Source organism: Dyella humicola (assembly GCF_026283945.1).
GTDB lineage: Bacteria > Pseudomonadota > Gammaproteobacteria > Xanthomonadales > Rhodanobacteraceae > Dyella > Dyella humicola.
In genome coordinates this window covers 113,262-124,916 of the sequence record NZ_JAPDPC010000003.1, presented here as the reverse complement: position 1 = coordinate 124,916, position 11,655 = coordinate 113,262, and the positions used below count along the sequence as shown (strand labels likewise).

7 protein-coding genes are annotated in these 11,655 nt (G+C 63.1%); 4 read left to right on the top strand and 3 right to left on the bottom strand.

The window, feature by feature from the left end:
* Window positions 1-591: 591 nt before the first annotated feature.
* Both OUZ30_RS17180 and glk read right to left on the bottom strand, forming a co-directional pair.
* Window positions 592-3,387 (bottom strand): TonB-dependent receptor, encoded by a 2,796-nt coding sequence (locus OUZ30_RS17180; protein ID WP_266183664.1) that lies wholly within the window; start codon window positions 3,385-3,387, stop codon window positions 592-594.
* Between the two features lie 107 nt (window positions 3,388-3,494).
* On the bottom strand, window positions 3,495-4,565 hold the full coding sequence (gene glk, locus OUZ30_RS17175; RefSeq protein WP_266183663.1) for a glucokinase: 1,071 nt from the start codon (window positions 4,563-4,565) through the stop codon (window positions 3,495-3,497).
* Between the two features lie 399 nt (window positions 4,566-4,964).
* Here glk and OUZ30_RS17170 point away from each other — a divergent pair, with 399 nt between their 5' ends.
* The 4 genes from OUZ30_RS17170 to nagA all read left to right on the top strand — a co-directional run bounded on the left by OUZ30_RS17170 (window position 4,965) and on the right by nagA (window position 9,651).
* The gene (locus OUZ30_RS17170) at window positions 4,965-6,251 is read left to right on the top strand and encodes a sugar MFS transporter (RefSeq protein WP_266183662.1); all 1,287 of its coding nucleotides are present in this window, start codon (window positions 4,965-4,967) and stop codon (window positions 6,249-6,251) included.
* A 91-nt stretch (window positions 6,252-6,342) separates the two neighbouring features.
* The gene (locus OUZ30_RS17165) at window positions 6,343-7,395 is read left to right on the top strand and encodes a LacI family DNA-binding transcriptional regulator (RefSeq protein WP_266183661.1); all 1,053 of its coding nucleotides are present in this window, start codon (window positions 6,343-6,345) and stop codon (window positions 7,393-7,395) included.
* Window positions 7,396-7,456: 61 nt separating this feature from the next.
* Complete coding sequence (locus tag OUZ30_RS17160; RefSeq protein ID WP_266183660.1) at window positions 7,457-8,491, top strand: SIS domain-containing protein; 1,035 nt, start codon at window positions 7,457-7,459, stop codon at window positions 8,489-8,491.
* Window positions 8,491-9,651 (top strand): N-acetylglucosamine-6-phosphate deacetylase, encoded by a 1,161-nt coding sequence (gene nagA / locus OUZ30_RS17155; protein ID WP_266183659.1) that lies wholly within the window; start codon window positions 8,491-8,493, stop codon window positions 9,649-9,651. The genes OUZ30_RS17160 and nagA overlap by 1 nt, the downstream gene beginning before the upstream one ends.
* A 94-nt stretch (window positions 9,652-9,745) precedes the next feature.
* Here the strand turns inward: nagA and OUZ30_RS17150 are convergent, their stop codons facing one another.
* On the bottom strand, window positions 9,746-11,389 hold the full coding sequence (locus OUZ30_RS17150) for a sulfatase-like hydrolase/transferase (protein WP_266183658.1): 1,644 nt from the start codon (window positions 11,387-11,389) through the stop codon (window positions 9,746-9,748).
* Window positions 11,390-11,655 lie beyond the last annotated feature (266 nt).

The following is an 11,655-nucleotide window of genomic DNA, read 5'->3' as shown; positions in this document are numbered from 1 at the left end:
GTTGGTACGTCAATCGTAGGGAATGCCGATCACGGACAGATGCCAGCCATCACACGAGGACGTCTGGCAGGTTCGCGACAAACGCGGGAGGCGCGACCACCAGATCATGCCATGGCTTCATGCAACCTCACTCCTTTCGATCTTTTCGGGTCCCCGGAAGAAAAATCGGACCTGGCAAGACTGCCAGGTCCGTGGGGAGGGAAGCCAATGGCTTCAAATTTCCTGATGAAACGTGGAAGCAAAAAACGCAGGTCAGATCGAAAGCCGGGAGTCATGTCGCGAGCCACTCGGTTCAGGCCAAGAGTGACACGCCGTTTATCCCGATTCCGTGGCGAACTTCTCCCCTCGATAACTTGCGTGCTGCGTCGGCCGGGATTCGGGCGGGACCGTATCCGCGACATGAGCGCATGACGCTCGCCCCCGATGGGCCGAGGACGGGTATGACGCGACTGCGGATGGCCCATTCCGTGTACCGGAAACGAACCGTCTTGAGTAGCGGCCCGATGCGACTATCGTACGGTCGCACCAGCGGGTTCCCGTTCCTCGAAGGGGCCTGGCACGGCCAGGCCCCTCGACCCGCGGTTAGCGGCTTTAGAGCTTGAACTGCAGCTTCAACATGAACTGGCGACCCGTGACGTACTCAGCCGACATCTGCGTCTTGCTGCCCAGGTACGCGTAGTACTTGGAGTTGAGCAGGTTGAGCATGTTGAGGTTGAGCGACAGGTACTGGTTGATCTGGTAACCCAGGGTGGCGTCCAGTTCCTTGAACCCGTCGATGTACGTCGCCGGTGCGCCGGCCACATAACCGCCAGCGAGGTAGCTGGAGCGGTAGCTGTAGGCGAGGCTGGCGGTGTACGGGCCTTCCTCGTAGTACGGAGCGATGGTGTACGAGTTCTTGGAGTTGTACGGCAGCGCGCCGTTGTTATTGGTATGCGCGTCGGAGTACGTGTAGTTGGCACGCAGACCGAAGCCGTAGGCATAGACCTGCTGGTAGGCCAGGGTGCCGCCCTTGACCGTGGCGCCGCCACCGTCGACCGGCGCGGTGACGTTGTAGTTACAGATACCCGCCGTGGTGCACTGGCCGGTGGCGATCAACGATGCGGCATTGATCTGGTAGCCCGGCAGCGTCCAGGAGCCGTTGACACGCTGCTGCATCGTCGCTTCATTGACGATGTAGTTGAGCACGTTCTTGTAGAAGAACGAGACCGCCACCAGGGAGTGCGGGTCGAAATACCACTCGGCCGAACCATCCCAGTTGACCGAACGATACGGACTCAGGTTCGGGTTGCCGGCGACGGCCGTCAACACGGTGTCGTTGGCGGCGAAATACGGCGCCATCTGGTTGAACGGTGCGTAGGCAATGGTTTCCGAGCCGGCGCCGCGCAGGATGATGTCCGGCGTGACGTTATAGGCGATGTTGAGTGCCGGCAGCCAGTTGTTACGCGAACTGTCCTGGGTGAGATAGCCAAAGCCGGCCGGGAAATTGCACGGGTACACGTCGGCAGAGGCGCACGAGGCCGGAATGACCCAGCCGCTGCTGCTGTTTTCGGTATGCACGTAGCGCACACCGATATTGCCACGCAAATTGTCGTTGCCGAAGTTCGCCTGCAGGTAGCCCGAGGTGTTCTTCTGCTGCACGGCGAAGGTGTTATCCCAGAACGAGTTCGGATCAGTCGCCGAGCCGAAGCCAGGCGAATTGGTGACGGCGTCGAAGATGGCCTGCTGGCCCATCGTCTGCACGTGCTCGATCGAACTCTGGCTCAGGCCCAGGCTGCGCGAACCGTCCAGGTTGCTCAGGCCGCCAAAGCCGATCTGGTTGAGCGTCAGCCCCTCAGCGCCCGTGTAGACGTTAAGCGTCTGGCTTTCCGTATGATCGACATAACGAGCGCCGACCTGCACGCTGTTGAGGAAGCTGTCGAAATCCTTGGTGAAGTCAAGCTGGCCATACCCATCCCTGGCCTTGTAAAGCTCTTTACCCAGGTTGCCGCCCCAGCCGTTGTCCGCCCAGTAGTTGGGATTGTTGGCCGTGGACGGATCGGTGAACTGCGGGCCCTTGCTCAGGCTCCAGTTGAAGGCACCGCCGTAGAAGATTTCCTTGACGGCCTGCTGCATCGGGTTGCGCGAGTCGCTCACGCCGCCCTGGCCATGCAACTGCCAGCCATCACCCTTGTAATCGAGCTGCAGGTCGGCACCCTTGGTGGTGACATGCGAGATGCGCGCATTATTGTCGGTGAAGGTGTGTGCGGTACTGGTGCAGTTGAGGCTGTTCAAGCACGGCGTGCCGGCCTGGGTGCCGCTGGTGATGATGCCGTTGGGGCCTTCGGTAAGCGAAGTGATGCCGCTCGGGCTGTTAGTGGCCCACGGATACATCGACTGGTTGACGTTATCCAGGTTGTCCCTGGAGTACATCAGGGACAGGTTGGAGGTGAAGCTCTGGGTCGGAGCCCACTCGAGGTTGGTGGTGACACTATCGCGCTTCTCGACCTGCTGGAAGTTGGTCGCCGAAACCTGATTCGGCATCATGTCGGTGCCTTTGATGGTGCCGGCATTCAACTGATTTTGGATCGCGTTGTTGCCCGCGGCGAGCGCGGCGGTATTCACCGAGGCCACCGAAGAATAGCCGTAGTTCTCCAGACCCTCGCGATTGTTGAACTGCTCAAAGTGCTGCGCAGAGACGTTGAAGCCAAAGGTCTTGTCGGCGTTATGCCAGTTGTAGAAGATCGAGGCCTCCGGACGGGTGCTGTCGACCATGTCGTTGTAGTTGATGCCGACCGAACCGGAGACCGTGTTCGAAGGGGCATCGAGCGGCTTGACCGTGTGCATGTTGATGAGGCCGCCCATCGCGCCTTCCGGCAGGCGAGCCTCGATGCTCTTGTAGACCTCGATGGCGCCGATCACTTCCGGCGACAGCAGCGAGAAGTTGAAGCCGCGGTTCGGGCTGTCGTCATACAGCCACACCGCCTGCGCCACCGGGTGGCCATCGAGCAGGGTCAGGTTGAGGCTGGGGTCCATGCCGTTGATGCTGACGCGCTGCGTCGCACCGAGCTGGCGATCCAGGGTCACGCCCGGAATCTGCGCCAGCGCCTCGGCCACGTTACTGGCCGGGAACTTGCCGATATCCAGCGCGGTAACCGCATCGACGATGGCGTCGGCGTTGCGCTTGGTATCCATCGACGCCTGCAGGCTGGCGCGGATGCCGGTCACGGTCACGGTGGCGAGCTGCTTTGCCTTGGCCTGATCCGCGGTGGTTTGCTGGTCCGTTGTTTGCGCCGGGCTGGGAGCCGCGGCAGGGCCGGACTGCTTGGTGGCGTCTTGCGCGTGAAGCGAGCCAGCCAAACAGAGACCGGTGATGATGCTTACTGCTAGCAGTGTTTTGCGATGTGACATGGTTTCCTCCCCTCGAAGGCATATCGGCAGCGGATGTATGTGGGTCGTCCGGCTGCTACGTGGCTGTCTGGGCTTGATGCCCGGTTCAGTGCTACGAATGTGCGGTGTTACGTTGGTGCTGCGTTCTCCCCCAAGCTTGTCTGTTGGCCATCCAGATACAGTCCGGCTGCGCCAATCACGCCAAGCTGGCCGTGCTCCATCAGTCGTACAGGAACCTGCTGCAAGAAGGCGCGCATCACCCCCTTGTTGAAGAAGCGCTGCCGAAAGTTGCTGGCGAGCAACACATCGCGGATCTGCGGCAGGATGCCGCCGGCCAGGAACACGCCACCACGCGCGCCATAAAGCAGCACCAAGTCGCCGACAAAACTGCCGAGCAGACTGCAGAACACGTCAAGCGCCTCGACGGCCGCGGCATCGCTGCGATCGAGCGCGGCCTGGGTCACCTGGCTGGGAACGGTCAGCGTCGGCGCCTGTTTGCTCAGTTCGCAGATCGCGCGATAAAGGTTGAGCAGGCCCGGACCGGACAAGGCGTGCTCGAACGATACGTAAGCGCGATCGCGTGCGAGATAACGCAGGATCTCGATTTCGCGCTCATTGCCCGGCGCCAGTGCGATCTGCCCCGCTTCGGTCGCCAGCACGGTGGCGCGGGGATAGCCCGGCAGCAGCACGGCCGAGCCGAGCCCGGTGCCCGGTCCCATCACCAGCACCGGACCGGCGGCAGGCGCAGCTGCGGTCTCGATCACCGGGGTCGTATCGGCCTGGGCCAGGAACTGCGTGGCATAGGCCACCGCTTCGAAATCGTTGATGACCGCGAGCTGGTCGATGCCGAGGCTGTCGCGAATGTCCCGAATGGACACCGGCCAGGGCAGGTTGTCGTTGACGATGGCGTCGCCCAGCACATAGCCGGCGCTGGCCACCGCACAGCGATGCACATGGACGGAACGATCGAGCTGGTCGACGAAGTCTTTCAGTACCGCCGTCAGGCTCGGCCAGTCGGCGCAGGCGTAACGGTGATACTGCAGCACGGTGACGGGGCTCTGGCCATCCGGGCGCTGGCTTACCAGCCCGATGCGCGCATGCGTGCCGCCGACGTCTGCCGCGAGAAACACATCGCCCTGCGTCGCCAGCTTGCGCGCACTGCCGTGGTTGGCCACTTCCCCCACATTCCCTCCCGTCATGTGTTCGTCACGCCTTTGTCAAACGTGGCTTGTTTTGGCCGGAGTCTGGGAATGGATGACAACGTTGTCAACAGGACATTTTTCCTAACCGTCGCGGCCGCCTGCTGCGCCGCAGCAACGAGATCAATACGCTCTGCTCAGGACACTTGTTAAAACCTCATAAATACCGGGCTGGCGCGGTTTGACCGGGAAATGACAGCGCTAGACAATGGTTTGCGGCGGCGCGCCATGGACTGCATGCGGCGGCGTACCATGTAGCCTGAGCAGCCAGCACTGCGCCTGACAGTGAGGCGACAGTAATTGACAACGTTGCTAGTTAACGCGGATAAACAGCGCGGGGAAGTCATGGCCATCGGCCATGCAGTCAGTCATCGGAAACCCGCGGGGAGTCCTTACACCATGTCGTCACCATCGCTCGCCGCCGGCGAGTCGCGATCTTCCAGCCTGGTACCGATGCTGATCATCGGCGTGCTGTTCTTCATCTTCGGCTTCGTCACCTGGCTCAATGGCCCGCTGATCACCTTCGTCAAGCTCGCTTTCAACGTGGATGACGTGTCGGCCTTCCTGGTGCCGCTGGTGTTCTATTTCTCGTACTTCTTCCTGGCCATTCCGTCATCGAGCGTGCTTCGCCGCACGGGCATGAAGAAGGGCATGGGCCTTGGCCTGTTCGTCATGGCCATCGGTGCGGTGATGTTTGGCCAGTTCGTCAGCATGCGGATCTTCTTCGGCGCTCTGGTCGGCCTATTCGTGATTGGCGCGGGACTCGCGCTGCTGCAGACGGCCTCCAATCCGTACATCAGCATCCTTGGCCCGATCGACAGCGCCGCGCAGCGCATAGCGTTCATGGGCATCTGCAACAAGATCGCAGGCGCGCTGGCGCCGTTCGTCTTTGGTGCGCTGGTGCTGTCGGGTATCGATACGTTCGACCAGCAAGTGAAGGCGGCGCCCACGCCCGAAGCACGCGAAGCGCTGCTCAATGCCTTCGCCGCCAAGGTGCACATGCCGTACATGATCATGGCGGGCCTGCTGGTGCTGCTGGCGATCTGGGTGGTGCGCTCGTCGCTGCCGGAAATCAAGCCGTCGGGTGCCAATAGCGAAGCGGAAATCGGCCACGACAAGGGCGGCATCTTCAGCTTCCCGCATCTATGGCTGGGCGTGCTGTGCCTGTTCCTCTATGTCGGCGTGGAAGTGATGGCGGGCGACGCCATTGGCACGTATGGCCAGGGCTTCGGACTGCCGCTGGATGAGACCAAGCATTTCACCTCGTTCACCTTGGTAGCGATGCTGGCAGGTTATCTCGCTGGCCTGGCCTTCATCCCTCGCGTGATCTCGCAGCAGGGCTACCTCGCTGTGTCGGCCGTGCTGGGTGTGCTGTTCACGGTCGGCGCCTATGTCACGCACGGCTATGCCTCGGTGGCGTTCGTCGCCGCCCTGGGATTTGCCAATGCAATGATGTGGCCGGCGATCTTTCCGCTGGCGATCAAGGGGCTAGGCAAGCTCACCGAGCGCGGTTCGGCCCTGCTCATCATGGCCATTGCGGGCGGTGCACTCGTGCCGCAACTTTTTGTGCACCTGAAACAGCATTTCAACTTCCAGCTGGTATTCCTGCTGCTGATGGTGCCCTGCTATCTGTACATCCTTTATTACGGATTGAAGGGCCATCGCGTAGGCCAGCACGTCTCCTGAGTGGGTAAGGCGGCGGACCCGGTGTCACGCCGCCGACTTGCTTCCACCCGCTGGGCTACGATGCCCTTCTCGTTCTGCCGGAGTTCCCCTGTTGCGCAACCCCACCATCAAGGACGTCGCCAAGCGTTCGGGCGTTTCGCTCAAAACGGTCTCACGCGTGATCAACCGGGAGGCCTCGGTACGCGCGGATACGCGCGAAAAAGTCGAGCGTGCGATCGAGGCGCTGGGCTACCAGCCCAATCTCTCGGCGCGCGGTTTGCGCAGCACCCACGCCTATGCCATCGGCCTGGTCTACGACAACCCCAACGCCCATTACGTGATCAGCATGCAGGACGGCGTCCTGTCGGCCTGCCGTGAGCGAGGCTATGGCCTGCTGATCCATCCCTGCGATTCCTCGTCCCCGAATCTTGCCGACGAACTCTGTTCGCTGGTCGAGCGCAATCGCCTCGCCGGCCTGGTGCTGGCACCGCCGATGTCCGAACAGGCGGAGCTGATCGACCAGCTGACCGAAAACGACATCAGCTTCGTGCGCATCATTTCCTCGCGCGAAGATCCGCATGATGGTTCGCCCTGCGTCTACATCGACGACCGCAGTGCGGCCTATGCGATCACCGAACACCTGATCCAGCTCGGTCACACGCGCATCGGCTTCCTGTGGGGCGAACCGCACCATCGTTCCAGCCCGGAGCGCTATCAGGGTTATGCCGACGCGCTGAAGGACTACGGCGTGCCGCTGGACAAGAAGCTGGTGCTGCCGGGTCGCTATGCGTTCGACGATGGTTTCCGCGGTGCGCGCAAGTTGCTCGCGCTCAAGGATCCACCGACGGCGATTTTCGGCAGCAACGACGAAATCGCCGCTGGCGTGCTTGCCGCTGCGCGCTCCAGCGGCATGGATGTGCCGTGGAATCTGTCGATCGCCGGTTTCGAGGACAGCCCGTTCTCCAAGCAGGCCTGGCCTGCGCTGACCACCGCGCGCCAGTCGACCAGCGAGATCGGACAGCATGCTGCCTTGCAGCTGATGGCCGAGCTGCAACACAAGACAGGCACCGCTGCCGACATGCCGTCCAACGAATGCTTTATTCCCGAACTGGTGGTTCGCGGTTCCACCGCACCGCCACCCACATCGGCGCCGCGCAAGGGCTGACGGCGCGCGAAGCACGCCCTCCCCCGCGGCCGGCGCCCACACGCAAGCCATCGAGACAGCCATGAAAGAAGCCAGTTCCACCCTGATGTTCCGCGAGGCCCACGAGTCGGCCGCGGTGGTCGAGCGCCAGCTGCGTGAGAACGCCGACGTGCTCAAGTCGCTGGGCGAACAACTGCGCGCGAAGCCGCCGCGCTTCATCGTCACGTGCGCGCGCGGCAGCTCCGATCACGCCGCTGCCTACGCCAAGTATGTGTTCGAGACGCGCCTTGGCCTAATCACCGCATCGGCGTCGCCATCAATCTCGTCGATCTACGATGCCGATCTGAATCTCGAAGGCGCGCTGTTTGTGGCCATCTCGCAGTCCGGCAAGAGCCCGGACCTGCTGCGCAGCGCGCAAGCGGCCAAAGACGCGGGTGCGCAGGTGCTGGCCCTGGTCAACGTGGAAGACTCGCCGCTGGCCGCGCTCGCCCACACGGTGATTCCGCTGCGCGCCGGCCCTGAGCTGAGCGTGGCAGCGACCAAGAGTTATCTCGCCACGCTCGCTGCGATTCTTCAGCTCACTGCGCACTGGAGCGACGACGCGGCACTGCACGCGGCCGTGGCGCGCCTGCCGGACGACTTGCGTCGTGGCTGGGATTCGGACTGGAGCGCGCTCACCGATGGCCTGCGCGATGCACGCAACCTGTTCGTGGTGGGTCGCGGCTATGGCTTCGGCGCGGCGCTGGAAGCGGCGCTCAAGCTCAAGGAGACCTGCGGCCTGCATGCGGAAGCGTTTAGCGCTGCCGAGGTGAAGCATGGTCCGATGGCGCTGGTGGGCGATGGCTTCCCGGTGCTGTTCTTCGCCCAGGATGACGGCACGCTGGAGAATACCCTGGCCGTGGCGCGCGAATTCCGCGCCCGTGGCGCCCGCGTGTGGCTGGCCGCACCGGGCAGCACCGAACCCGGCACGCTGCCGCTGCCCTCCGGTATCGAGGCCATCGTGGCGCCGCTGCTGGCGGTGCAGAGTTTCTATCGCGCGGCGAGTGCGCTGTCGCTGGCGCGAGGCTACGATCCCGACGTCCCGCCGCATCTGCGCAAGGTCACGGAGACGATGTGATGACCACGCCGCACCCGCTCATCGCGCTTATCAACGGTCGCGTACTTGCCGATCACGGTCCGCAGGACGGGTTGGCGGTGCTGGTGCGCGGCGAACGCATCGAAGCGATCACGCAGGCGAATGATCCGCGCGTCACCAGCGCAAAGGTGCACGACCTCAAGGGTCGCTTGTTGTTGCCCGGCTTTATCGACGTGCAGGTCAACGGTGGCGGCGGCGTGCTGTTCAACGCCGAACCCACGGTGGATGCACTGCGCACGATCGGCGCGGCGCATCGCAAATTCGGTACCACCGGCTTCCTGCCCACGCTGATCACGGATACCGCCGAGGTCATGCACAAAGCGCTCGAGGCGGTCGATGCGGCCATCGAGCAAGGTGTGCCTGGCGTGCTCGGCATCCATCTGGAAGGCCCGTTCCTGGCCACCGCACGCAAGGGCATTCACGACGCAAAGCTATTTCGACTGCCGGATGCAGACGATATCGCCGCGATCACGTGTCATCGTCGTGGCGTGGTGATGCTGACTCTGGCGGTCGAACAGGTTCCGCTCGATACCATCCGCCAGCTCAGCGAGGCCGGCGTGATTGTGGTGGCAGGACATACGGGTGCCGACTACGCGACCACGCGCGCTGCACTCGATGCGGGCGTATGCGGCTTTACCCATCTGTATAACGCGATGACGCCGCTGAGCAGCCGCGAACCCGGCGTGGTCGGTGCTGCACTCGATGATCCACACAGCTGGTGCGGACTCATTGCCGATGGTCACCATGTGCATCCGGTGGCGTTGCGCGTCGCCATCGCGGCAAAAGCGCGCGGCAAGAGCGTGCTGGTCACCGACGCGATGCCGCCGGTCGGTTCGGATAGCCCCGAATACGTGCTCAACGGCCAGACCATCATCGTGCGCGACGGCATTTGCCAGAGCGATGCGGGCGTACTCGCCGGCTCCGCGCTGGACATGGCGACTGGCGTGCGCAATCTAGTCAACATGGTCGGCCTGCCGCTGGCGGAAGCTTCGCGCATGGCTAGCAGTTATCCAGCCGCGTGGTTGGGGCTGGATCGTACGCGTGGTCGCCTGGTTGCCGGGCAGCGCGCCGATTTCGCCGTGCTCGACGACGGGCTGGTGACGCGCGAGACGTGGGTGGGTGGCGTGCGCTACGAGGTCTGAGCTTTGCTCCCTCTCCCCTTCGGATCGCCCAAAAGGCAGAGGAAGTAGAAGCCGCTACGAGACCGCGCCCACCGGGCTCCGATCACCGGCCTCATCACTGATACACGTGCAGCCGATCGAAGATCCACGCGTGATACGACTTCACCAGCTCCGGCTGCGCGCAGTCGGTATAGAGCCCGTTGCAACGCGTGCGCAAGGAGATGGCCGCCGAGAAATACGGGTCCGTCGGGACATCGGCCGCCTGCAGCACCATGCTAGGCAACAAGGCGATATCCAGCATCGGGTAGTGCGGCAGCGGCGCGCCCTGGAAGTTGCTCTTGATCATGTAGTACGTGAGGTAGTCCTTGTACTGCCCCAGCGCCGTCGGCCAGGTGCGCGGCATCTCGCGGATCAGGCCGCTGAAGGACGGCTGGTGGTCGCCAAAGTGCACGATGACGGTCGGCTGCGCCCGATCGAGGAAGTCGTGCTCCAGCCCGTGCATCGCCACATCGGAGTTGTGCAGGTTGGACAGGTAGGTGTTGAAGTTGAGCGACTCGCGCGTCGGCAGCCCCTTCAACACGCCCTTGTTGAACGGCGCCGGCAGGGATGACAACGGATCGGTGTCGTGCGGGCCGTGCTGGGCCAGGGTCAGGATCATCACGAACACCGGCTGGCCGGGCTTCTTCACCTTGTCGTAGATGCGCTTGGCGGCCGCGAACATCTGCGTATCGGACTCTTCCCACTCGGTCAGGCCCAGCTGACCGGCGTCGTAGAACTGGTCGAAGCCGTAGGCCGTATACGCATTGCGGCCGTTGAGGAAGGCGCCGTTGGTCGGATAGATCGCCACGGTGAGATAGCCAAGCCGCTGCAACTGCATCGGCAGGCTGTCGCGCACATGCGGGGCCAGCACATAGGGCGCGTACATGCCGCCCGGCCCGAAAATGTCCTGCGGCATGCCGGTCAGGGTGGCGAATTCGCTGACCCAGGTGCCACCACCAAAGGTATGCACGCGCATCGGTCCGGTGGCGCGGGTACGCGCATCGGGCTTGAACAGCTGCACCCGGCATTCAGGGATATTGCACTGGGTGAAGTTGGACGGATTGAAGGTGCTCTCTTCCAGCACCTGCACGATGTCCGGGTAGTCCGCGGCCGAACGCGGGCCGGTTGAAGGCTCGGTGGCCGCGGTGGAACCCCACTCCTGCTCGGCCACCGTATCGTCACCCAACTCGGGCATGCGGATGTCCGAGTCACTGAAGTTGACAAAGAAGTTGGTGATCTGGGCATCGTCGGAGAGCTTCTCCCACACGTTCTTGGCATGCACCTGCGCGAACGGGCCGTTCGGCAGCAGGCACACCCAGAAGGCCAAGGCCCACAGCGCCACACCGCCTACGCGTGTCACCAGGGCACGGCTTGGGCTCAGGTGCGCGAGCACACGGCGGTCCCGGCGCCAGATCGCCCACAGCAACAGCGGCGTCACCACTCCTACGCCCAGGCAAAGACCGTACAAGTGCGGGTAATGGCCCAGCGTCTCGAGCAGGCTGCTGCGCGCGTAATAGATGAAGTCCGCCGGCATCAGCGGCGAATCGAGATAGCGCAGCTTGAGTACGGACAGGAAGTTGAGCCCAAGGAACAGACCACCACTCACGACCAGCGCCGTGGCCGGCCGCGCAAAGGCGAACAGCAACATGCCAAAAGCACATACCATTAGCGCAATCACGAAGGCCTGTTGAAGCAGGTCGGGCTCGCGCAGCGCAGTCATGCTTACGCAGAACAGGAAGAATCCTGCCGCGCATAGCCATGTCGCACTTTTCCGCACGAAGCGTAGCGGTTCTCGTGGCATAAACGGGTAGGCCCCCTGTGGCCTCGATGTCATCGTGATGCAATTCTACGGACTTGTTTGCGTCACAAACACAACGGCCGGCAACGGCCGGCGGCACCACCATGCGGTTCAGCCGGCGTTGCCCGGCAAGCCGTCACCCCGATCTGCTAGTTTCCCGGCCCTGCTCGCCCAACAACGGATTGCCG

Coding starts and splice junctions, on each gene's coding strand:
- OUZ30_RS17180 (WP_266183664.1), bottom strand. CDS start 3,387: ATGTCACATCGCAAAACACTGCTAGCAGTAAGCATCATCACCGGTCTC.
- glk (WP_266183663.1), bottom strand. CDS start 4,565: ATGACGGGAGGGAATGTGGGGGAAGTGGCCAACCACGGCAGTGCGCGC.
- OUZ30_RS17170 (WP_266183662.1), top strand. CDS start 4,965: ATGTCGTCACCATCGCTCGCCGCCGGCGAGTCGCGATCTTCCAGCCTG.
- OUZ30_RS17160 (WP_266183660.1), top strand. CDS start 7,457: ATGAAAGAAGCCAGTTCCACCCTGATGTTCCGCGAGGCCCACGAGTCG.
- nagA (WP_266183659.1), top strand. CDS start 8,491: ATGACCACGCCGCACCCGCTCATCGCGCTTATCAACGGTCGCGTACTT.
- OUZ30_RS17150 (WP_266183658.1), bottom strand. CDS start 11,389: ATGACTGCGCTGCGCGAGCCCGACCTGCTTCAACAGGCCTTCGTGATT.